Source organism: Anaerorhabdus sp., from assembly GCF_036657415.1.
In the GTDB taxonomy this organism is placed as follows: domain Bacteria; phylum Bacillota_I; class Bacilli_A; order Erysipelotrichales; family Erysipelotrichaceae; genus Anaerorhabdus.
The window spans coordinates 1-23043 of the sequence record NZ_JAVXGL010000019.1 but is presented as its reverse complement, the minus strand read 5'-3'; the positions used below and the strand labels follow the sequence as shown (position 1 = coordinate 23043).

Here is a 23043-nt window from a genome sequence, read left to right as displayed (position 1 = left end):
CATTTAGATACATAATTTTTCATCACTTGGTAATTTTAAGATTATATTTGTGCTATTCTTAATACAATGGAGGACAAATTTATGTTAAAAAATTGTTTACAAAAAATCATTGATCAAAATTTAGACGGTGTATTATTTGCTTCTAGTGCCAATTTCCAATATCTATCTGGTTGTACTTCTTATTTTTGGCAACGCTCTTGCATGAATAATATTGCAGGGCAATTCACTTCAAAGATAAACCCAGAAGCTTTACTTTATTGTACTAAAGAAGGAAAAATTACAATTATTTGTATTCCAACACTTCAACATTTCTTTAAAGAACATCATGTTCTTATTTCTTATATGGATCAAATGGAAGATACACTTAGCCAAGTTATTGATGGCAAAAGAATTGGTATTGGCTTTGATTGTAAAGAATGGATTGAAACTACACTTAAAGAAGTTGATCCAACAATTGAAACAATTTACGCAGAAAATATTTTCGAAGACTTACGTTATATAAAATCACCAGAAGAAATCGAAAAGATGCGTGAACTCGCTGAATTTACAGATGCAGCTGTATTACATCTTGTAAAAAATTTAAAAGAAGGAATGACACAATTTGATGCTGAGCAAGCTCTCATGCAATATGGTTTAGATCATGGTATTCAAGATTTCTCGTTTCCACCAACTGCTGGATTTAAAACTAGAGGAACTTTCACTACAGAAGAAAACTACATTTTTCCAAGAACCAGCAAATTAGTTCCTGGAACAGCAATCGCATTTGATGTTGGTTATATGAATCAAGGTTATTGTTCAGATTGGGGACGTACCGTTTATTTTGGAAAAGCGCCTGAATATATTGTTAAAGGATATGCTGCATTACAAGCTGGGCAAGTTGCAATGGTAAATCAAATTATTCCCTACAAAACTAATATCAATGAACTTTATGATATGATTTTAGACGAAGTTACAAAACTTGGATACCGTGAACATCTTAAATACAAAGAAGAAGGAATGCTTGGTCACCAAATTGGAATTGATTGTCATGAATTTCCTATGCTTAATCGCCAAACAGATTTTATCCTAAAACCAGGTATGATTTTCTGTTCTGAACCTAAAATGATGTTTGAAGGCGAATGTTATATGCGTGTTGAAGATATGATTCTTGTTACAGAAACTGGCGCTGAATTTCTGACAAAATTCGATCGTACTTTGTTTGAGGTTCATAATGATTAATTTCTACCAATGTAGAAATCTAGATGAAACAAAAGAATTTTATTTAAAATTAGGATTAACTATTTCTCGAATCGAACCACAATGCATTATCTTTGATAGCGGTTATGGTGAAATAGGTTTTTTAGAATCTTCTTCTTTTTCTCCACTTCCTTATTCATGTATATCTTTTGTAAAGGAAACTAAAGAAGAAGTTGATAAACTTCATCAACAATTTCTAGATTTTGCAATATCTTCTCCTAAACAACATGAAAAATATCCTGTCTACTCTTTCTTTATGAAAGATCCTAATCATTTGACTGTGGAATTTCAAGTATTCACATAATAAAAACGCATTGAATGCGTTTTTATTTTGAACTTATTGTTATTGTTCACTTAATTTTAAATTAATTCAAGCTTTTCAAATGCATTGTAGATACCATCTTCTAACACATGGGTTGTGACATAATCTGCAACCTCTTTTAGTTCATCACAAGCATTTCCCATCGCAACACCAATTGAGCATTCTTGAATCATTTCATAGTCATTCATACTATCACCAAATGCAATCGTATCATCTAGTGTTGCACCAAAATGATTGATAACCTGTTTGATACCTTCAGCCTTATTACAATCATTATACATGATTTCAACTTCAACCATGTTTCCTTCTCCACGGTCCGTATAAACCATTTGAAATGAATCACTTAATTCATTTTTAACTTTATTTATTAATTCTTTATCACATGTATAGTATGTAATTTTATAAATTACATCTTTAGCCATCAGTTCCATATCAAATAAACCTAGATTTTGGATAATATCTTCCCACTTCATATTTGCATCATAATGTTTAAATAATTCCATGAATGTCTCACGACCTTTTTCAAGATAATAATTACCAATTTTCCCTTCAAGAATATAATTAATTCCATATGCATCAAGCGTATTTATAATTCTATTCATATCTTCATTTGATAAAATTCTTTCAAATAATACTTCGTTATTAATTTCTGCATAGCACCCTGCTGAACATATTATCCCGTCAAATAAATCTGATTTAAACATGTCAGCCTGACTCAATGGTCGACCTGTACATAAAAATATTCTATGTCCATTTTGTTTTGCTTTAGTGATTGCCTTTGTTGTTGAATCAGGAATATGGTGATCAAATGAGCCAATTAATGTTCCATCGATATCAATAAATATATATTTCACGGAATTACCTCCATCTCAGTAGTACAAGTATATCGAAAAAGCTTAGTGTTGTGAAGATATTGAGATAGAAAAAGACATACCTTGTAGAAGATATGTCTTTTTATACACTATTTAGAAATAAAATAAATAATAAAGATTAAATCAAGAATCCAAACAATTGGTTGAACATCTTTATATTTACCACTACCAATGCATCCAATTGTATAAATAATAAATCCAATTGCGATACCATCTGATATTGAATATGTTAATACCATCATAATCATCGTAACAAATGCTGCAGCCGCTACTGCTACATCAGTCCATTCGATGTCACGAACTTGTTGAACCATTAAGATACCTACTGTGATTAATGCTGGTGCAGTAATTGCACTTGTAACAACAGATAGTAATGGTGAGAAGAAAATTGATAAGAAGAATAGTAATCCAGTAACGCATGCTGTTAGTCCTGTTCTTCCTCCTGCTGCAACCCCTGATCCTGATTCAACAAATGAAGTAACTGTAGAAGTTCCAAGTGTTGCTCCTACAATTGTACCCACTGAATCTGCAAGTAATGCTCTTTCAATATTTTCCATTTCACCTTTTTCATTAACTAAACCGATATCATTTCCAACTGCAACTAAAGTTCCTGCAGTGTCAAAGAAGTCAACAAATAAGAATGAGAAGATAATAACAATTACTGCAGGACTTTGGAATAATTCACTAAATCCAGAAGTAAATGCCATTAATGTTGGCATTTCAAAATCAAATGAAACAATTGATGTTGGAAGTGTTGGAAGACCTGCACCCATTCCCATCAATCCCATACCTACTCCAACAACTGCAGTTATAACTAATCCCCAGAATACTGCAGCTTTAATTTTTTTAGTAAGTAAAATTAAAGTTATTAGCAATCCAAATACTGCAAGTAAAACAGTTGGATCCTTTAAATTTCCTAATGCCACAAAAGTTGCTTCACTTGCAACAATAATTCCAGCATTTTTAAATCCGATAAATGCAATGAAGAAACCAATACCTGCACCAATCGCAAGTTTCATATTCTTTGGAATTGAATTGATAATAATTTTACGAATACCTGTGACAGATATTAACAGGAAAACTATCCCTGATACAAATACAGCCGCTAACCCCGCTTGCCATGATAATCCAAATACTCCAATAGGACCACAAACTGTGAACGCAAATAAAGCATTGACTCCCATGCCTGGTGCTAGTGCAACTGGATAGTTCGCAAGTAACCCCATAATTATTGAAGCTATCCCTGATGAAATTGCTGTTGCCAAAAATACTGATTGGAATGACATTCCTGTTGCTGATAAAATATCTGGATTTACAAACAAAATGTAAGCCATCGCTAAAAATGTTGTAAGCCCCGCGATAATTTCAGTTTTAACAGTTGTGTTCTTTTCCTTTAACTTAAATAGTTTTTCTAACATAGTTCCCCTTTTCTAAATACTCTACCAAATAAAAAAGTCCTTCGATAGAAGCACTTAAAAGAAGTGTCCATCGTAGAAAGAAGATTTACGGCCTTCTTGTAGAAACGCTTTTTCCTTATCAAAAAGCTTATACGTGGTAGGTATTACAGTAACATGATACATGAAGCGAAAAGAAAAAAAAAGAAAAAAATATTTTTTTTCTAATAAATTAATGAAATTAACCATTTTGTAAATTTATTTTTTCCTTTTTCTTAATAAATATATTAATTAAAAATCCTGTGCTTAATGCAGATATCATTGTTCCTATACCAAGTATACCACCTAATAAGTACCCTAAAACGACATAAATAACATCTATAAATGATCGTAAATACTTATAGTTAATATTTATTTTTTTCTCAAACTCAAATAGAACAATATCAATTGCAGTCATTCCTAGTCCACATTTAATTAAAAAAGCAAATCCTAGAGAAATAAATATTTGCCCAAAACTATAGTATATAATTCTTACAATAAGCAATTGACTACTTGGAATAATCCACGCAAAAAAGTCGATGAAGAAACCAATAATCAATGAATATATAATTGTTCCCATTCTTAAGTTTTTTCTATTTATGAAAAAAGCAATTATAATAATTAAACTATTATATAAAATTGATGCTGTTCCTACTGATATATTGAATGAAATGTGCATACCATCTTGTAATACTGTCAATGGATCCGACCCAAAATTACCAATAAGAAATAAATTGACACCAACTCCAATAAGAATCAATGCCAATATATATCTACTAATATTTTTTCTATCGTTTGAGATTTTTTCCATTTGTTTTAATGACTTCTCTATACCAATCAAAGCTATCTTTCTTCATTCTATTTTTTGTTCCATTTCCATAGTCATCCAAATCCACATAAATAACACCATATCTTTTTTTCATTTCCGCTGATGAGCAACTTATAATATCAATTGGAGACCACAAGCAGTATCCAAATAATTCTACACCGTCTTTAATAGCCTCCTCCATTTGTACAAAATGATCATTTAGATAATCAATACGGTAGAAATCATGAATCTTTCCATTCTCGATTTTATCTTTTGCACCGAATCCATTTTCAGTGATTATCATTGGAATTTGATAACGATCATAATACGTATTCAAGCAATTTCGCAATCCCAAAGGATCAATTTCCCAGCCCCACTCACTTGATTTTAAATATGGATTTTTTTCCTTATCAGTTGGTTCAAATGTATTTTTTTCATGGTTATTTACTTTAGTATAGTAATAACTAAATGATAAGTAATCCATTGTGTAATTTTTTAATATTTCCTCGTCTTGAGGTTCAAATTCAATTTTAATTTTATTGTCCTTGAAAAAGCGGTATGAATAACTTGGATAATAACCTCTAATTGCTACATCAGAAAAGAAGAATTGCATTTGATTTTTTCTTGTATTAAATAGAATGTCTTCTGGTTTACAAGTAGCAGGATATGCAATTTTGTCACTTAGCATTGTTCCAACTTTAATCTCACTATCATATTTGCAGGCAATTTTCTTAGCAATTGCTTGAGCAACTAACTGATGATGAATGGCTTGATAAAGTGATTGTTGAAGATTATCCGTTTTATCTAATAATACTCCAATTGAATTAAATGTTACTAAATTTATTTGATTAAATGGAATCCAGTATTTAACCTTTTTGTGATAACGTTCAAACAATGTTTCACAATATCTCTCGAAAAAATCAACTACCTTTCTCGAACACCATCCATTATATTTCTTCACTAAATGAATAGGCATTTCATAGTGAGAAATTGTCATTATTGGCTCAATATCATTGCGTAGCAGTTCATCAATAAGATCGTCATAAAACTTTAATCCTTCTTCGTTTGGCTCTAATTCATCACCTTTTGGATAAATTCTAGCCCAGTTAAAGGAGGTTCTAAAACATTTTAATCCTAATTCCTTAAACAACTTTATATCTTCTTTAAACCGATGATAGAAATCAATTCCATTTTGTTTTGGATAATACAAACTTGTATCTATTACAAGAGAAGAAAGCGTATTTTTGATCGTACAATCTTCTTTTCTATCATCTCTCTTATCTTTGTCAATGTATGGATGATAATCAGCAATACACAATCCTTTGCCATCTTTGTCATATGCACCTTCTGCTTGGTTAGCAGCTATTGCTCCACCCCATAAAAAATTATCTGGAAAAGTTGTAAAATTATTTTTCATTCTCTATTTTACTAATCCTTTCATCAAGTTTTTTAAACATTGTATAAAGTTGTTTTGCAATATTTAACTCTGAATAAATTGTCATTAATGTATCTTGGGCATGTGCAAATAACACAGAATACCCATAACTAATTCCACGTGCCTCTTCTTGAACAATATCTGTTTGTGCTTTATGCGCTAATCGCATCTCTTCTTGAGCAATGTTCAATTCTTGATCTGCTTCTTCATAATTATGATCACTAATTAATCCCAATGCTTTTGTCACATTATCTCTTGCATTTCCAGCATGAAGGATGATTTGCATAGCAACTAGTTCAATTTGCTTATTTTCTTCCATATTAACCCTCTTTAGACATGAAGAAGAAAAGAGTATACTCTCTTCCCCTTATGCGTTTTCTACTTTTCTTTCTTGTTCTTTACTTACCTCTTGTGCTTCATACATTTTAAAGAATGGATACCATATCGCAGTTGATACTACTAAGTTTATTACAAATAATACTATACCTGTTATGTCATGTGTCACAAGCCATGCGGATAATCCAACTGGGCAATACCACATTGAGAATACTTCTGATGGAATCGTAATTAATCCAAATGTCATAACTAAATAAGTAATTGTTGGTAACACAATCGCATTAATCCACATTGGAATCATTAAGATTGGATTCCAAGCTACCGCACCAAACACCACTGGTTCATTGATATTTAAGAGTGTTGGAACTGCTGATGCTGTTCCCAAAGCTTTTAAACGTCTTGATTTTGATAATGCTAGTAGAATAACTAATCCAAAAGTTGCTCCACGACCACCTAAGCTTAAGAATGCTGTTGTTGTTTCTGCTGTGAAAACATAATGTGCTGCTGCTTCTGCATTAGCGGTAATTGCAACTAATGTTACTGGATTTAAAATTGGTTGGAAAACCCATCCACTAATTCCCATTGAATATAAAACCGTAGGTATTAGATATAGCAATACCATACCCGGCCATGATTGCGCAATATTAACTAACGGCATAAATAAATTAACAATAAATGTATATAAATCAAATTTACATTGAATTACGACAAACCAACCAATAAATACAACCAAAGCAATAGGTAACATTGAATCAAACCATTCTTTAACAAAGTCTGGCATTACTGAATCTTCTTTGAAGAACGTCATCTTTTTGAAACAACTGAATACGATTGCAGTAAACAAACCTGCAGTGATAGCAACAAACATTCCACCTGCACCAAAATTTGAGAATTGATAAACATAACCAGCTTCTGTGATTACTGGATTTACAAGCATCATATATAATGAAATACCTGTACACCCTGCAATATATTTCATTTTATTATTTTTCTTTTCTTCCAAAATATAATATGGAATCAAGAAAACCATAAATAATGAAATCAGCCCAAATGTATAAGAACTAAGTGCTGACAAATCTGGTATTGATGTTGCAAACTTTCTAATAACATTATAAATTGTAACTAATGATCCTACCAATACCATTGGTAGTGTTTTGATAATAGCTTTTTGTAATCCAGAAATCCAAGGATTATTTGCTAATTTTTCCATGAGTGGCGCAACCTTCTCACTCATCCAGTCCATAAATTTTTTCATATTTTCCCCCTATTATATTTTTAATAATTGTAATGCATCTTCTAGTACTGCTTTACCATCAAGAATTGCATAATGATCTTGATTGATTAACATTGCCTTAATTGGATAATTTTTTATAGAGTTTTCAATTTCAGAAAACCTATGTTTCAAATGTGGTCCAATTAGAAGTAAATCAATACTGTCTGCATATTCTTGAATTTCAGTATCACTTGCAGCTTTAATTGAAACTTCAATTCCAATAGTTTTTGCAGCTTTTCTCATACTTTGCGCAACAAAGCCTGATGAAGCACCTGTTCCACAAGCTAATAAAATTCTAATCATATTTATCTCCCTTCTTGTTTACACTTTTACTTTATCGTTTCTCTACTGTGCATACAAATAATTATCTTTCCTGACTTGAGGAAATAAACTTAATACATACAATTTCCTAACCCTAGGAAATTAATTAATTTGTTTAATTAATTTTAGACTACTATAATTGAGTAGGATGGAGATATTATGAAAATTTCTAATGATGCTTTACTTGACATATTAAAAAATAATAATGATTGGACAGAATCATCTTTTTTGTCTAAATATTTTAATGTTTCATCCCGCACAATTAGAAATTATGTTAATAAAATAAATAGTTCATCAACTGCAACATTTATTTTATCTTCCTATAAAGGATATAAGATAAACGGAAATATTTCACTACCACAGGAAATTTCAAAAAACCCTGAAACTTTTATCGAAAGAGAAGATTATATCATTAGAAAATTGTTAAATTCCTCAATTGAAATTAGTATATTTAGTTTAGCAGATGAATTATATATAAGTGATTCTACACTTGAAAATGATCTCAAACAAATTAAAAAAAGTCTTACACAATTTAATCTAGCTATAGAAAAAAACAGAAATATTATCAAACTTATAGGTGATGAGCGCAATAAACGAAAGCTCATTAACTCTTTAATTATCAAGGAAAATAAAGAAAGTTTTATCTCTTTTTCCAACATTGACACATTTGCAAATCAAGATGAAATTCAGTTTCTATATAAAGAAATGGAAAAAATATTTAGCCAGTATAACTTATATGTTAACGATTATGGGCTAAATAATATCATTCTCCATATTGTTGTTACAATTGATAGAATAAAAAATAATCAAATTATTCAACAAGACATAAATATTAATTTAGTAGAAAATACAAAAGATTTTGAAATATCCAAGCATATTAAAGATATACTAGAGGATCGATTTAGTATTGAAATACCAAAATCAGAACTTTATTATTTGACACTTATTATTTCAAGCAATAGTAATACTTTTGACTATTCATTCATTAGCACTAAAAATATTTCGAATTTCATTGAAAATGATTATATACAAATAACTAAAGAATTAATTAAAAATCTCGAGATTACTTATTCATTAAGTGCTTTCGATGAAGAATTTCTTATTAAGTTTACAATTCATATACGAAATCTCTTTCAAAGAATTAAGAATAATAGTTATACACGAAATCCTTTAGTTGATAAGATTAAAAACACCTATCCTCTTGTTTACGATATGGCAGTGTTTGTAGCCAATGAGCTTTTACATTATACAAAAACTATTATTAATGAAGACGAAATATCTTTTATAGCTTTCCATATCGGATCATACTTAGAAACTATTAATTTAAATAAAAACAAAATTAGTTGTTACTTCATTTATGCCGATTATCATAACATGCATCTACCTGCTATCGAAAAAATCACAAAAATATTCGAAGATGATCTCAATGTAGTAAAAATTATCTCACTTAAAGATATTAATACGCTTTCTTTGCACACTGATTTAATTATTACCACAAATGAATTATCCATTCATTCAAATATTCCAATACAACAAATAAATATATTTGTAAATGACAATGATATTACTTCTATTCGAAATACGATAATTACTCTTAAATTAGAGAAGAAGAAAGTTAATATGCAAAAAAATCTTAATCGTTTTATTGGTGAAAAACTCTTCAAGAAGAATTATTACGCTGAATCTCCTTCCCAATTAATTCATAACTTGGTTAAAGAGTGTTCAAATTTAAAACTTTGCGATTTAACTTTCTTCGATGAAGTTATGGAACGCGAAAAATTATCGTCTACTTCTTTTCCAAATGGTGTTGCGATACCTCACTCTCTTCAAAATAATAATTACCAATCATTTTTGTCAATTGTTATTAATGAAAAATCAATCAAATGGAGTGATAATGATGTAAACATGATTGTATTGATTGGCACTAGTACAGAAGATAGAGCATTATTCAAAGATATCTTTGATGATTTAATCGCCATTCTTTATGAACCAAAAAACATACATCGCTTATATACTTGTAATAATTATTCTGATTTTATTATGACCATGTCAGAAATGATTGCGATGAATCAAAACTAAAAAAAGAATCCTTTTGTTCTATGATATCATAGTTTGAGGATTCTTTTTTAAAGCTTTATTGGATGGTTTGAATCATCATCTTTAAAATACATCTCTATTTTATCCTTCACCAAGAAGAAAATAAATTTAAACACAAGGAAGACACCAATCGCTCCTGCAACATTTAAGATAATATCATCAACGTCAGCAGTTCCCATATAAGTTATGTGTTGCATAGCTTCAACACCCGAAACCATTACAATCATGGTAAAAGTAAAAATAAAGAAGTTGTGGAATTTTTTACTAAATAAAGGAAGTAATAATCCCATTGGTGCAAACAAGATTGCATTTCCCACTAAATTACCAAATGAGCGTAAATTATTTTCATCTCGCATTGTTACAAAGAATTCCCTAATTGTTTTAAAAGGCACATAATTTACATAGTGTTCAGTCGCTCTTGTGAAGAAAAATCCATCCAAGAATAATACAGCACTTAAAAATGCTATATAATACAACAATAAAAATGTTACAAATGCTTTAAACATTTTTATACGAATAATATTATTTCTAGCATAGAATACTTCAATAGTTGCCGCAATCATATAGAAAATAATACTAAGCATGACAATTAAAAGTTGTTTGTATAAACTTAAATTATCATGGCTTTTAAACCAATATAAGTTAATACCTATGAATGCAATGAATAAAGGTATTGTAATCAATCTTTTTTTCATAACAGTTTACCTCATTTGATGTATTTTATCATTTATGAATACAGAATACAAATTATCTTATTAGTAAAATACCTATGTAATGTTGTAAAATAGTAGAGGAGATATGATGATTATGGAAAATAAAATTAAGGCGATTTTAGGGAATAATATACAATTTACCCCTACTAATTTAGGATTAACAAATAATATATATAAAGGAAAAATAGGATTTGAAAATGTAGCCATAAGAATTCCTAAGGAAGAAACAAAAGAACTTAGTGCATTTAATAATGAAAAAAATGTTTTACCTCTTATAAAAGATTTAGATCTTGATGTTCCTGAAATTTACTATGATCCTGAAACCAGAGTACGTATCACACGTTGGATACCCAATGCTATTGAGTATAAACTATGTCATGATGAAGATAAAATAGAACGAGTAGCTAAAATTTTAAAAAAATTCCATGGCGCTAATCTAAAATCAGGTGTTGACTTCAATTGTGTAGCACTTTTAAATGAATATCGAAGCCATATAAAAGACTTACTTCATCCTTTGGATGATTATTATCATTTAATAAGTGATATTCAACAAATTCATAATGAACATATTTTATGTCATAATGATTTAGTAAGTGGAAATCTTTTATTTACCAAAGAAAAAGATTATCTAATTGATTATGAATACGCTAAAGATAATGACCCTTTATTTGATATCATGAGTTTCTTTACTGAAAATAAAATCACAGATTCAAATCTACGTAATCGCTTTTACGCAGCATATTTCGATTCACCATTAACACCAATACAAATTAAACAACTTAGTATCTATGAATCATTTCATAATTTACTGTGGTGTACATGGGCAAATATGATGTATGATTTACTTCATGAAGAGATTTATCTAGAAATTGCAAATGATAAATATAATGCGTTAAAAATAAGTGCACAGTAATATGTGCACTTTTATTATATATACTTAGGACATTAAAAAAGTCAACACTGTTGGCTTTTATAACTTATTGGAGCTGGTGATGGATAGATTTGCTTTCTATTTAAACGTCTAACAGTAGATTCTAACTGATAATATCCTTTAGAATTGCTATATTCTTGTGTATTATGCATTTACAATCATACGTAACCCTATCAAAAATTATCCACTTTCGTGCACAAATAAAAAGAGCTTCATTGCTCTTATATTTCCCCCATGAACTTTGTCCTCTAAAAATGTATTCTAATCCAAATCCATTTGCATCACCAATATTTAACTTTGCATTGTCCACTGTTGAACCTGTTGCTAGATGTATTCTATCTTCAGTATTTCTCAACACATAAGCAAATGCGTAAATGTTATCAACTGTTTTACCAGCACGTATTGTACCTTCAGCTACATTGATTTCGCACTCAATACAATTCTTAATGTATCCGATATGCTTTTCACTAAAATTGTAGGGTATGGTTCTTTTTTTTCTAACAGTTTTAGTTTCCATAAATCATTACATCCGTTTCATCTGAATCTTCTACTTCTGAACCGACTCCAGATAAGTTAAGCGTTCTTGCTTTCATGAAGTTAATACGCTCTCTTTGTCCTTCGTTCGCAATATCCCCATTCTTATGCAACATATCAACATACTGCCGAATCATTTTACTCAACTCGCCCATCGTTCTTGACTGAGAGTTTAAGAAATTAGCATGTTTATCCCAAACTTGTTGGACTTCCCCACGCTCACCACACACATTACCTTCTTTTTCTTCAATCTTTTCAATTGTTTTATCTTCTTGATCCTTAACATACATGAGTTTCTGGGCTCGAATAATAGCTGCATACTGAAGAGTAATGTTTTGCCACAAGATATCTAAAGGATTTATATTGGACTCAGTTTCACCAAGCATTTCTGCAATCTCCAATGTTTCTTGTGGAAACCATTTGGAAAATAAACCATGCTTTACTGCATTTTGATTTTTAGGAGGTCCTGTACCATTCCTACTATTAGGGTTTTTCCCTCTTCCATATTTTGATTTAGTTGTAACTTTTCTTTTTTCCAGTATCGTGTAGCCCATGACTTGATACAAGATTCAGTAACACCTACTTGAGAAGCAATATCTTTGTATTTCATACCATTCTTGAATAGCTCTCGTGCTATGATTTCAATTTCCTTGTTGTCTTTCTTCAAGTCATATCGCCACCTCTCTTTCATAAAAAAAGCGAAACCTAATAGGTAACGCTACACATCTACTCTTATTCTTTCTCTTAAGGAATCCACTATATTCAAACGTCTAACCTCTTCACAACACCTAATAATACTCTTTACATTTTCTATAGCTTCTTTATAATTTCGGATTTCTTCATCTGCATAAAATTCTTGCACATAAATTTCTATACTTTTCATATTTTGACAAAGCATATCAAATGCGATTAATACCTCTTCTTCTAAAACCAATTGAGAAATATCTCGAAACATCATAATCTCTTCTAATTTTAGCCCATACCTTACAATATTAGCTTTGAAAAAGTCATAATAATAAACCGCGATTCCTTCTTCTGTATCATCAGAAGGTCTACATACCGATATAAATGTAGCCAATGATACCATTCTGCTTGCAAAATGATACAACTGCCTTTTATCTTCGTAAGTACGCATTTTCAAATCATTACTTTGCATCTCTATTTCAAATTTCTTTTGTTTATGGTTTATCCAAAAAGCTTGAATAATAATTACTAAAGTAAGAATTGTTGTTACACATATATTAATTGCAGTAAAGATAATATCCAATTTTTGATAAGCTTCTGTTGTCATATTTCATTCTCCATTGAAAGTATTATATCAACTATTTTGGAATTTTATAGTAAATAAGTTAATACATTCATCGTTTTGTTAAGAATCTGAATAGATTTCTAGATGTTTATTGAATGTTTCCTCATTACCAGATACAAAGAACGGTTATAATGGCTGATTGAATGTATGCACGCTCATATATAGCTTCTTTGTCTTACCGATTTCTTCAATCTCTTCATCACTAAGTTCTAATGCAATCGCCAGCATTCCATTAGGATACTTATGCACTGGTAATGTTAGATATTCATCTTGGTGTTCTGCGTACTTCACATTCGCTTTTAAATCATCTGTAATTTGCTCCAATGGTTTCATAATTCCATTACCTCTTTCTATAAAATTTAAAAAACGCTTCTTTTACAGAAACGCTTATTAAGCTATTTATTATAGTTATATTAATTTATTATATCTATATATAATTTTTTAATAATATATATTTAGTTCACTTTTAATTCATTACTCATATTACTCAATGCTTTATAACTTAAATCTACTATTCTATTTGAATTTCTTATTGTATTAATTCTAAGTCGATTCAAGAAGTCATCATCATTTTTATTATCAATTTCAGAGAAATTATACTCTGCTTTAAATCTAGCAATTTGGTCAGAAATATTTAGAAATTCTGTCTTTAACTCACTTATTAATTGGCTAATACTTCTACTATAAATACCATTAATTTTTCCTTCATATAAATCGAAATCAAGAATATCATCAAATGTAAAACTAACTTTATTTATAAACTCATAAAAGCTTGTATTGTCAATAGTCCAGACTGGTGATGCATCTGAAATAATTCTACCAAATCTCATTGTTCTATGTACATATTCATAGCACTCCATTCTTTTTTCAAGCATGTTTGCCTTTAAGTCTTTATCATGCATTTCTTTCTGCATGTCAGCTATCTTTTTATCTGTTTCAATTTGTTTATTAGTATTTCTATTAGTTTGTGTATAAACAAATACTCCAAGAATTATAGTTGTAATCCATAATAAAGTATTGATAGTTAGATTTGCAATATTTATCCAATCCATTATTTATTACCAAAAGCACGTTTTCCTGCACTTCTATTAAAACTCAATTTATCTCTTGCAAACTTCATAAGTGTTATATCATCAATATCATCGTATTTAATAGTATCTGACACTTGGCTATCATATATCTTAATCCCTAAACTTCTAATCAATTTTGTAGCTTCTTGCAAATTTTTAGAAATTAAGTAAGCTTTATAACATAAGATATCAATATTTTCATCCTTATTAAAATCCATATTATCAGCAATTTCTAAGTATTCTTGCCAATATTTTATTGATTCTCTTGCTGCTTCTACACTCCATTTTAATGTTTTCATAATAAGCACCTCTTGCTACAATTATACCCAATGTTCCACACGAAACAAAGTAGTTTATTGTAATTTAAAGTAAGCGAAAGTAACACAAGGCGATAGGTAGTTACCTCCTAATTTTTATATTTTGGACTATCAGTTGTTTAAAACATGTATTCATATACACATAAAGGAGAATAGGATGATTTTGATAGTACCATATTATCATTAGCTGAAGCCAAAATGTAAATTGTTACAGTGATTCTTTTCTTGACGAATAAGTAATTTGTGTTACTATGCCGCCATAAGGAGGTGAATAATCATTTGAAATTTTTTTTCTATTATAACAAAAATGCCGATAGAAATGGTCTTCATGAAATTCATACTAAAGGTTGTCTACACAGTCCATATATTAGAAATCAAGAACCAATCGGATATTTTTACACATGCAAAGAAGCTATAAATCAAGCTAAAAGACTAAATCCAACTTTGAAGTTTGATGGCTGTAAATATTGCAACTCAAGATTTCATAAAGGGTAAAAGAGGTTCAACATGAAGTGCACCTCTTTTCTTGTATAAAAAAACAACCGATTATGGTTGTTTAACTGCTTTCTCTGCAATTACAATATTTAATACTTTTATCATGAAACTTATACACATATAAAACTCTTTAGTATATAAATTCCATTCATTAACACTTTTATTACCATGAAACATATTATTTCTATATCTAAATACTATTGTTAACATTAGGGAAAGATTATCATAAATATTTTTGTCTTTCTTTTCTATTTTCTCTAAAAAAACTTCACTTTCAGATTCATTACTATTAAATAATGAATATACTAAGCTTTTATGCGATTGATATCTAGACACAAAGTGATTTAGTTCTTGATTAAAATCCAGTTTATTTGCAAAGTTATCAATACTTGTTATTTTAACTTCAGCTTTTCTCACTGTAAATATTCTATCTGTAACTTTTTCTTCAAAAACAGACCAAGTGTATAAGAATCCAAGGAAAACAGGATTTCTAAATAATTCACTCAACGTATTTTCGAACCCGACATTGATTTCATCTTTTGTATCAAATATTTCCTTGTTCTCTGCAAGTAATTGTAATGTTTTATTCCCAAATTTATCCATCATAATATCTCTTCCATCCCTAATCTAGTCATTTATATTATACTAAAAAGCAACAACTATCACAAGTGCTGCTAGTTTTTAATATAGTGGGTGGTTCTAGGTGCATTATACATCAAATTTTCACTGGATATGTCCAGTCTTTACAATTATTTCATCAATTAACTGTTGAATTCTTGATTTTGAATAATTCAACTTTTTACCAATTACGACATCTATTCGGTACTGATTTAATCACAAATAATGTTGATGGCAGAACTATTCAAGAACTTATGGGTCATGCATCGTATTCCATGTCAGTTAGTTATGCAAGATCTTCTAAAGAACGAAAAAAAGATGCTCTTGATAAAAGGCATCTATCCTAAACACCATCCATTTCGTGCACAAGATATCAAAGCAACAAAAAAGCCTTTAAACAAAGGCTTTTAATATACTTAATTTGGAGCGGATGATGGGAATCGAACCCACGTAGTCAGCTTGGAAGGCTGAAGTTCTACCATTGAACTACATCCGCATATTTGATTTAAAGAATGGTGTCCCGGAGAGGAATCGAACCTCCGACCCACTGATTAAAAGTCAGTTGCTCTACCGCCTGAGCTACCGGGACAAGTATAATAAATAATTGGCTGGGGCACCTGGGATCGAACCAGGGAAATGTCAGAGTCAAAGTCTGATGCCTTACCGCTTGGCTATGCCCCAATTTAATGCTGCATACCGTTTATTTTTCTGCCCAATATAGTCATGAGTAGAAAATGGTGGAGAGGGGCAGATTCGAACTGCCGAACTCTAAGAGAATTGAGTTACAGTCAACCGCGTTTAGCCACTTCGCTACCTCTCCAAGTCCAAATAAATGGTGCCGACTATAGGAATCGAACCTACAACCTATTGATTACAAATCAATTGCTCTGCCAATTGAGCTAAGTCGGCATTAGTTGTTGAGGAGCGGTTACTTTTTTCCTCTATTCAAACTTGTTTTTTTCATAAAAAATGGTGGAGGTTGACGGGCTCGAACCGCCGACCCTCTGCTTGTAAGGCAGATGCTCTCCCAACTGAGCTAAACCTCCAGAACAATTTTTAGTGCTTACTTAATATACCATAGGATTTTATACCCGTCAACACATTAATGGAAATTTTTTTAATTTTTTGTTATACTTTGACTGTTGAATGAAGTAATGCTATTTTTTAGTTATTATTTCAATATAAAGAGAGGAAAATTTTATGTTTAAAGTTTTTAATACAGAAGCATTATCAAGAAATCAAAGATTTCAAAAAGCTGTAATTGCAGGAATAGTAGCAACTATCGTTTTAGGACTTGGCTACGGTATACTTGCTGATATGTTACATTTCGAATTTTCAGTAGTATTCTTATTAATTGGTTATGGAATTGGTTGGGCAATACGAACTTATGGCCGTGGGGTTCAAGTTAAATTTTCAATCCTTGGTGCTGTTTGTGCAGTAGTTTGTTTTCTACTTGCAGATATGATAGCTCTTGGTGGATTCAATATCTTTTTTAATCTAGAATATTTTGGCATGGTTTTTCAATTCGTGCTATCTCGCTTATTAAGTGTTAATATTAATTCATTGCTTGCATTACTTTTCCGTGTAGGAGGAGTTTATGCAGCCTATATTAGTTCTAGAATTGTATAAATCGTATAAAAGGGAGATATAAAAATGTATAGAGAGAGTTGGGTTGAAATTAATCTTGATGCACTTAAGTTCAACTTTAATAAAATAAAGGAAAAATCAAATAAAGACTTAATCTGTGTTATAAAAGCAAATGGTTACGGTAGTGGTGACCAACATATTATCCAAACTGCCCTAGCCTGCGGAATTAATTTTTTTGCAGTATCAAGTTTAGATGAGGCCATCGTTTTGAGAAACGAAGGATGCCGTGAAAAAATTCTTATCCTTGGTTATGTAAATCCAACCGATATTAAAATATGCATAGAAAATAAAATTTCTTGTACAGTTGTATCTCTTGATTGGCTTAAAGACGTCTGTAGACAAGATACAAGCGGTTTAGAGCTTCATTTAAAAGTTGATACAGGTATGAATCGTATTGGTATGAAAACACTTGAGGAATGCCTTGAAGCGATAAATTTATGTCAAATGAATAACATTGATGCGTGTGGTATATTTACACACTTTGCCTGTTCTGATGTCGCAAATCAAGAAATGACGAAGAAACAATACGAAAAATTCAAAACCATTGTTTTGAATTTACCGCATCAATTTAAATACATCCATTGTGATAATTCCGATGCTCTTGTGTCTTTTCAAGATAATCTTACAAATTATGGTCGTCTTGGAATTTCAATGTATGGTATCAGTACTTATATGAATGATTTAAAACCCGTATTTTCTCTATATTCAACAATTGCATGTATTAAAGAAGTCGATGCAGGTGAAACAATAAGTTATGGTGCTACATATACAACATCTTCAAAAGAGATTATAGCAACATTGCCTATTGGCTATGCGGATGGATGGCTAAGAAAAAATCAAGGTCGTAATGTTTATGTAGATGGTGATTTTGCACCTATTGTTGGAAGAGTTTGTATGGACCAATGCATGATTCGATTAAAAGAATTCAAGCCCGTTGGTACTCATGTAGAATTATTTGGTAGTCATATGCCTGTGCAAGAAGTTGCCCGTGACTTAGAAACAATCCCTTATGAAATACTTACAAATCTTAGCGAAAGACTTACTCGAGTTTATATCGAAAACGGAGAAATTTTAACCGAAATAAATGCTCGTTTAGAACGTTCTAAAATATGAAAGTGCTACTTATCGTAGCACTTTTTTTAAAATGTTATTTCTTTGATAAGATCTCCATCAAATGAAAATACTTTAAATCCTTCTTCATCTAATACTCCATAACTTCTAGGATAATTTTCTTTAGGTAATGACATTGAACCTGGATTCAACAAATAAAGTTGATTATCATAATTTGCCATCGGAATATGCGTATGTCCAAACAAGAATAAATCACCTTGATTCAAAAATGATAAATCATCAATCATATTTAAATGTCCATGTGTCATAAATAATCTACGATTACCTAACATCAATTGATTTTCATTCGACATTATTGGAAATTTTAAAACCATTTGATCTACTTCACTATCACAATTACCACGTACTGCAATAATTTTTTTATTCTTCTCATTCATTAATTCAGCAACTACTTTGGGTTCATGTCCTACTGGCAAAGGATTACGAGGCCCATGATACAAAATATCACCTAAACACAAACAAGCATCAAATTGATTATTACTCATTAATTCAACAATTTTTTCAGCAGCTGGTTTAGAGCCATGAATATCGGAAACTACTAAATATTTCATAAATACCTCCTGTATGATTATTATAATTCAAAGATACTGACAATTCAAAAAATAAGCGTTATAATATCTATGCTTATGAAAAGAGATCAAATTGACTTTTATTCAGCAATAGGCAAAATTGTGATTTTATCATTCATTGCATTCCATAATGGAAGCGACAGGAGGAAATTATGAAATCGAAACAATTAAAATTATTTACGTATTTAGCTTTTTTTATCGCAATTGAAATTGTACTGATGCTTACACCCCTTGGGTTTATCCCGCTTGGTGTCGTTCGCGCAACAACGCTACACATTCCTGTAATTCTTGCAGGTATTTTACTTGGACCAAAGTATGGAAGTATCGTAGGTTTTGTATTTGGGCTCTTAAGCTTAATGATTAATACATTCCAACCGACACTAACATCATTTGTATTTTCACCTTTTGTAACAATTGGTGGAACAAGTGGTAACTTTGCAAGTTTAATTGTAGTTTTTGCACCTAGAATCTTTCTTGGATTCTTTAGCGGATGGTTGTATCAGTTTTTATTTCGCTTTAAATGGAAGCCCACATTTGCATTTGCAACTACTGCACTTGTAAATTCAATGATTCATACCTGCTTAGTATTAGGTGCCATTGCTTTATTTTTTGGACAACCTTATGCAGCCGCAAAAGGCGTTGCATTATCACAGCTTACTAACTTGTTGATGATTGTTATCACAACAAATGGTATTGCTGAAATGATAGTTGCAGCAATTATTGTTACCGTATTAGCGAAAGCATTAAAGCCTATTGTAGAGAGGAATATAAAATGAAAAAATGTATTGTTATAGGAGTTACTGGTGGTATTGCTGCTTTTAAAACTTGCCAATTAGTAAGTAACTTAAAGAAAAAAGATTATGATATTCATGTCATAATGACTAAAAATGCTACTGAATTTATTGCTCCTTTAACATTTGAGTCTTTGAGTGGTAATCGAGTAAGTATTGATACATTTGATCGTAACTTTGAATATAGTACGCAACATATTTCATTAGCAAAAAAAGCAGATTGCTTTGTAATTGTTCCTGCTACTGCAAATGTAATTGCAAAAATAGTTCATGGATTAGCCGATGATATGCTTACTACAACATTTCTTGCTTGTTCATGCAAAAAAATTATTTGCCCGGCAATGAATACAGGAATGCTTAATAATCAAATTACCCAAGAGAATATCATGAAATGCAAGGAACTTGGATATGAAATTATCGATTCTGATGATGGATATTTAGCTTGTGGTGATATTGGCAAGGGAAAACTAGCAGATATTGATCTTATCGAACAGGCAATTGAGAAATCTCTTGAAAAACCTTTATTAAAAGGGAAAAGAATTTGTATAACTGCTGGCCCTACCCAAGAAGCAATTGATCCTGTACGTTTCATTACAAATCATTCTAGTGGAAAAATGGGACATGCACTTGCAAAAATAGCACGTAATCTCGGTGCTGAAGTAACTCTTATCGAGGGGCCTACTTCTTTAAGTGATTTACCTTGGATAAATACAATTCATGTCAAGAGTGCTAAAGACATGTTCAATGAAGTAACTAAACGCGCTGATCAATTTGATTGCATAATTAAAGCTGCTGCAGTTGCAGACTATACAATTAAAGATCCAGCAACTCAAAAAGTTAAGAAACAAGAAAATGATTTAACATTAGTACTCGAAAGAACAGATGACATTCTTGCTTACTTAGGTCAACATAAAAAAGAAAATCAAATTCTTTGCGGATTCGCAATGGAGACTGAAAACTTGATTGAAAATGCTAGAAATAAATGTATTAAGAAAAATTGCGATTTAGTAATCGCAAATAGTATAAATACTGAAGGTGCTGGATTTAAAACAGATACAAATAAAATTACAATTATTAGAAAAGATAGTATCAAGGAAGTTGATTTAATGTCAAAAGAAGAATGTGCACGTATTATTCTGGAAGAATGTTTCAAAGGAGAAAGTTATGTTACTAACAATTGATGTAGGAAATACAAATATTACAATGGGAGTATTTGATGGTGATAATTTAATTGGTAATTTTCGATTAACGACAAAGACCCCACGAACTTCTGATGAGTTTGGAATTTGTCTTCAAACTCTTTTGACTAAGTATAATATTGAGCCTGAGCAAATTAATGATGTAATCATTTCAAGTGTTGTACCTAAAGTTATGCATGCACTCAATAACTGTTCAATCAAATACCTAAATAAAACACCTATTATCATTGGTCCTGGTATCAAAACAGGCATACAAATCCAATCAGATAATCCAAAAGAGGTCGGTGCCGATCGTATTGTCAATGTTGCAGCAGCCTATTATACATATCATCAAGCATGTCTTATTATCGATTTTGGTACTGCAACTACATTTGACTATGTTTCAGACAAAGGTGTCTTTGAATACACTGTTATTGCTCCTGGTATAGAAATATCAGCCCAAGCTCTATGGAATCAAACTGCAAAGCTTCCTGAAATAGAAATTAAAAAACCTGAGAAGGTTCTTGCGAAAAATACTGTGAATGGAATGCAATCCGGTATTGTAAATGGTTATATTGGACAAGTGGAATATCTTATTAAAGCGATTCTAAAAGAGTTAAACACAAAAAATGTAAAAGTCATCGCTACAGGAGGACTTGGTAGAATTATTTATAATGAAACTGATTGTATTGATGTTTATGATCCAGATTTAGCATTTAAAGGAATGAAAATTATCTATGATCGCAATAATTAACTTCAGATTTCTCTGAAGTTTTTTTATACCGTTATTTACCACAAAAAATCCATTATCTTCACATGTTCAGAAAAAGTTCAATTTAAAAACACATTTCATTCAAATGACTCTAGTAGAGTATCTCTAGTATTATGAGGAGATAAATATGAAAAAAAACAAAATAAATGTACTTACCCATTTACCAAGAAAAATAAAAATCGTGATGATCTTTGTTTGTGTTATATGCTTAATGACTCTCGGATTCTTAGTCATAAATAAACTCAATGCTAAACAAGTTATTACAACTAATGCTGAAGGATATGTGCGGACCATTACTCTTTCCAAATCCAGTTTAGATGAAACTGTAAGTGCAACTGGCAATATTGAAAGTCAAGATACAAGCTCTGTCTCTACTAATCTTGAGTATGCTGTAAAAGAAATTTATGTTCAAGTAGGTGATACTGTTGAAGAAGGCGACATCATTTGTAAGTTAGATACGTCTGAAATTGAAAAGAAGATTGAGAAGGCAAAAGAAACACAATCAACCTCCAAAGAAACACTACAAACTAATTATGATAACGCTGTAAACGCAAAAGAAACTGCATGGACGAGTTTTAGCACACAACGTGATTTAGTAAGTTCATTAAACTCTATATACCAAAATGCCTTATCAGCCTTTCAGGTAGCTGAAAGCTCAGTAAACACACAACAATCATTATTCAACAGTGCTGATTCAACTTTGCAAAGCATGGGGTTACAACTCAATTCTGCTGAATCCTCTTGTCTTGCATCTGGTCATTTATCTGATTGTTCCGATGACACCAGTACCACAGAATATACCACTTATCAAAGTGCTAAACAAAACTATGATAAC

28 protein-coding genes, 6 tRNA genes and 1 riboswitch are annotated in these 23043 nt (G+C 30.8%); of the genes, 11 read left to right on the top strand and 23 right to left on the bottom strand.

The genetic code is table 11. From position 1 onward, the window contains the following. Positions 1-81 precede the first annotated feature (81 nt). Entirely contained in the window at positions 82-1218 is a 1137-nt protein-coding gene (locus tag RSB60_RS04410) for a M24 family metallopeptidase (RefSeq protein WP_332614769.1), read from the top strand. Continuing rightward, the gene (locus tag RSB60_RS04405; RefSeq protein WP_332492917.1) at positions 1211-1540 is read left to right on the top strand and encodes a VOC family protein; all 330 of its coding nucleotides are present in this window, start codon (positions 1211-1213) and stop codon (positions 1538-1540) included. The genes RSB60_RS04410 and RSB60_RS04405 overlap by 8 nt, the downstream gene beginning before the upstream one ends. A 56-nt stretch (positions 1541-1596) precedes the next feature. Here RSB60_RS04405 and RSB60_RS04400 read toward each other — a convergent pair whose 3' ends face one another. The 7 genes from RSB60_RS04400 to RSB60_RS04370 form a co-directional block, all read right to left on the bottom strand. Then, positions 1597-2412 carry an HAD family hydrolase gene (locus tag RSB60_RS04400; protein ID WP_332475243.1) on the bottom strand — a complete coding sequence of 272 codons (816 nt, stop codon included), beginning with the start codon at positions 2410-2412 and terminating at the stop codon, positions 1597-1599. A gap of 107 nt (positions 2413-2519) precedes the next feature. Further along, positions 2520-3848, bottom strand: coding sequence for an NCS2 family permease (locus tag RSB60_RS04395; RefSeq protein WP_323382044.1), 1329 nt, complete (start codon positions 3846-3848; stop codon positions 2520-2522). A gap of 53 nt (positions 3849-3901) precedes the next feature. Continuing rightward, positions 3902-4003: riboswitch (purine riboswitch) on the bottom strand. Positions 4004-4065: 62 nt separating this feature from the next. Next, positions 4066-4674: a YczE/YyaS/YitT family protein gene (locus tag RSB60_RS04390; protein ID WP_323382045.1), complete on the bottom strand. Its 609-nt coding sequence runs from the start codon at positions 4672-4674 to the stop codon at positions 4066-4068. Next, the gene (locus tag RSB60_RS04385; protein ID WP_332614766.1) at positions 4652-6088 is read right to left on the bottom strand and encodes a glycoside hydrolase family 1 protein; all 1437 of its coding nucleotides are present in this window, start codon (positions 6086-6088) and stop codon (positions 4652-4654) included. The genes RSB60_RS04390 and RSB60_RS04385 overlap by 23 nt, the downstream gene beginning before the upstream one ends. After that, positions 6078-6425 carry a PTS lactose/cellobiose transporter subunit IIA gene (locus RSB60_RS04380; protein ID WP_323382047.1) on the bottom strand — a complete coding sequence of 116 codons (348 nt, stop codon included), beginning with the start codon at positions 6423-6425 and terminating at the stop codon, positions 6078-6080. Before RSB60_RS04380 ends, RSB60_RS04385 begins: the two co-directional genes overlap by 11 nt. A gap of 48 nt (positions 6426-6473) precedes the next feature. Further along, complete coding sequence (locus RSB60_RS04375; RefSeq protein WP_323382048.1) at positions 6474-7697, bottom strand: PTS sugar transporter subunit IIC; 1224 nt, start codon at positions 7695-7697, stop codon at positions 6474-6476. Positions 7698-7709: 12 nt separating this feature from the next. Beyond that, a complete protein-coding gene (locus RSB60_RS04370) occupies positions 7710-8018 on the bottom strand; it encodes a PTS sugar transporter subunit IIB (RefSeq protein WP_323382049.1) in 309 nt (102 codons plus the stop codon). A gap of 177 nt (positions 8019-8195) precedes the next feature. Here RSB60_RS04370 and RSB60_RS04365 point away from each other — a divergent pair, with 177 nt between their 5' ends. Beyond that, positions 8196-10115 (top strand): BglG family transcription antiterminator, encoded by a 1920-nt coding sequence (locus RSB60_RS04365; protein ID WP_332614763.1) that lies wholly within the window; start codon positions 8196-8198, stop codon positions 10113-10115. Positions 10116-10162: 47 nt separating this feature from the next. Here RSB60_RS04365 and RSB60_RS04360 read toward each other — a convergent pair whose 3' ends face one another. Next, positions 10163-10828 carry a VanZ family protein gene (locus RSB60_RS04360; RefSeq protein WP_323382051.1) on the bottom strand — a complete coding sequence of 222 codons (666 nt, stop codon included), beginning with the start codon at positions 10826-10828 and terminating at the stop codon, positions 10163-10165. A gap of 112 nt (positions 10829-10940) precedes the next feature. On the opposite strand from RSB60_RS04360, the gene RSB60_RS04355 reads away from it, so the two are divergent. Then, positions 10941-11759 (top strand): choline/ethanolamine kinase family protein, encoded by an 819-nt coding sequence (locus tag RSB60_RS04355; protein ID WP_332475242.1) that lies wholly within the window; start codon positions 10941-10943, stop codon positions 11757-11759. Between the two features lie 121 nt (positions 11760-11880). Here RSB60_RS04355 and RSB60_RS04350 read toward each other — a convergent pair whose 3' ends face one another. From RSB60_RS04350 to RSB60_RS04320, 8 genes are all read right to left on the bottom strand, one after another. Beyond that, positions 11881-12294 carry a hypothetical protein gene (locus tag RSB60_RS04350; protein WP_332614760.1) on the bottom strand — a complete coding sequence of 138 codons (414 nt, stop codon included), beginning with the start codon at positions 12292-12294 and terminating at the stop codon, positions 11881-11883. Continuing rightward, a complete protein-coding gene (terS, locus tag RSB60_RS04345; protein WP_442879283.1) occupies positions 12284-12865 on the bottom strand; it encodes a phage terminase small subunit in 582 nt (193 codons plus the stop codon). The genes RSB60_RS04350 and terS overlap by 11 nt, the downstream gene beginning before the upstream one ends. Further along, the gene (locus RSB60_RS11460; RefSeq protein WP_442879282.1) at positions 12751-13002 is read right to left on the bottom strand and encodes a terminase gpP N-terminus-related DNA-binding protein; all 252 of its coding nucleotides are present in this window, start codon (positions 13000-13002) and stop codon (positions 12751-12753) included. The genes terS and RSB60_RS11460 overlap by 115 nt, the downstream gene beginning before the upstream one ends. A gap of 27 nt (positions 13003-13029) precedes the next feature. Beyond that, positions 13030-13602 carry a hypothetical protein gene (locus RSB60_RS04340; RefSeq protein ID WP_332614756.1) on the bottom strand — a complete coding sequence of 191 codons (573 nt, stop codon included), beginning with the start codon at positions 13600-13602 and terminating at the stop codon, positions 13030-13032. A gap of 144 nt (positions 13603-13746) precedes the next feature. Further along, entirely contained in the window at positions 13747-13953 is a 207-nt protein-coding gene (locus RSB60_RS04335; protein WP_332614755.1) for a hypothetical protein, read from the bottom strand. Positions 13954-14075: 122 nt separating this feature from the next. Beyond that, positions 14076-14672 (bottom strand): hypothetical protein, encoded by a 597-nt coding sequence (locus tag RSB60_RS04330; protein WP_332614753.1) that lies wholly within the window; start codon positions 14670-14672, stop codon positions 14076-14078. Continuing rightward, on the bottom strand, positions 14672-14989 hold the full coding sequence (locus RSB60_RS04325; protein WP_332614750.1) for a hypothetical protein: 318 nt from the start codon (positions 14987-14989) through the stop codon (positions 14672-14674). Before RSB60_RS04325 ends, RSB60_RS04330 begins: the two co-directional genes overlap by 1 nt. A 564-nt stretch (positions 14990-15553) precedes the next feature. Beyond that, complete coding sequence (locus tag RSB60_RS04320) at positions 15554-16105, bottom strand: hypothetical protein (RefSeq protein ID WP_332614748.1); 552 nt, start codon at positions 16103-16105, stop codon at positions 15554-15556. Positions 16106-16170: 65 nt separating this feature from the next. Here RSB60_RS04320 and RSB60_RS11455 point away from each other — a divergent pair, with 65 nt between their 5' ends. Further along, entirely contained in the window at positions 16171-16467 is a 297-nt protein-coding gene (locus RSB60_RS11455; RefSeq protein WP_442879281.1) for a tyrosine-type recombinase/integrase, read from the top strand. Between the two features lie 75 nt (positions 16468-16542). On the opposite strand, the gene RSB60_RS04315 is transcribed toward RSB60_RS11455, so the two are convergent. The 6 genes from RSB60_RS04315 to RSB60_RS04290 all read right to left on the bottom strand — a co-directional run bounded on the left by RSB60_RS04315 (position 16543) and on the right by RSB60_RS04290 (position 17166). Further along, positions 16543-16616: transfer RNA gene (locus tag RSB60_RS04315), tRNA-Gly, on the bottom strand. Between the two features lie 17 nt (positions 16617-16633). Continuing rightward, positions 16634-16709 (bottom strand) — tRNA-Lys (locus RSB60_RS04310). A 16-nt stretch (positions 16710-16725) separates the two neighbouring features. Then, positions 16726-16801: transfer RNA gene (locus RSB60_RS04305), tRNA-Gln, on the bottom strand. A 54-nt stretch (positions 16802-16855) separates the two neighbouring features. Beyond that, positions 16856-16940, bottom strand: a tRNA-Tyr gene (locus tag RSB60_RS04300). 13 nt (positions 16941-16953) lie between these two features. Continuing rightward, a tRNA-Thr gene (locus RSB60_RS04295) sits at positions 16954-17029 on the bottom strand. 61 nt (positions 17030-17090) lie between these two features. Continuing rightward, positions 17091-17166, bottom strand: a tRNA-Val gene (locus RSB60_RS04290). A 154-nt stretch (positions 17167-17320) separates the two neighbouring features. Between RSB60_RS04290 and RSB60_RS04285 the strand changes: the two genes are divergently transcribed. After that, a complete protein-coding gene (locus RSB60_RS04285; protein WP_323382059.1) occupies positions 17321-17749 on the top strand; it encodes a hypothetical protein in 429 nt (142 codons plus the stop codon). A gap of 24 nt (positions 17750-17773) precedes the next feature. Beyond that, entirely contained in the window at positions 17774-18880 is a 1107-nt protein-coding gene (gene alr / locus RSB60_RS04280; protein ID WP_332614746.1) for an alanine racemase, read from the top strand. 26 nt (positions 18881-18906) lie between these two features. Here the strand turns inward: alr and yfcE are convergent, their stop codons facing one another. Then, entirely contained in the window at positions 18907-19449 is a 543-nt protein-coding gene (gene yfcE / locus RSB60_RS04275; RefSeq protein WP_323382062.1) for a phosphodiesterase, read from the bottom strand. Positions 19450-19619: 170 nt separating this feature from the next. Between yfcE and RSB60_RS04270 the strand changes: the two genes are divergently transcribed. The 4 genes from RSB60_RS04270 to RSB60_RS04255 all read left to right on the top strand — a co-directional run. Then, positions 19620-20243 (top strand): ECF transporter S component, encoded by a 624-nt coding sequence (locus tag RSB60_RS04270; protein WP_323382063.1) that lies wholly within the window; start codon positions 19620-19622, stop codon positions 20241-20243. Further along, the gene (gene coaBC / locus RSB60_RS04265) at positions 20240-21439 is read left to right on the top strand and encodes a bifunctional phosphopantothenoylcysteine decarboxylase/phosphopantothenate--cysteine ligase CoaBC (RefSeq protein WP_332614743.1); all 1200 of its coding nucleotides are present in this window, start codon (positions 20240-20242) and stop codon (positions 21437-21439) included. The genes RSB60_RS04270 and coaBC overlap by 4 nt, the downstream gene beginning before the upstream one ends. Next, positions 21423-22190, top strand: coding sequence for a type III pantothenate kinase (locus tag RSB60_RS04260; protein ID WP_323382065.1), 768 nt, complete (start codon positions 21423-21425; stop codon positions 22188-22190). Before coaBC ends, RSB60_RS04260 begins: the two co-directional genes overlap by 17 nt. Before the next feature lie 145 nt (positions 22191-22335). Beyond that, positions 22336-23043 (top strand): efflux RND transporter periplasmic adaptor subunit (locus RSB60_RS04255; protein WP_332614741.1); only part of this gene is annotated, 708 nt, incomplete at its 3' end.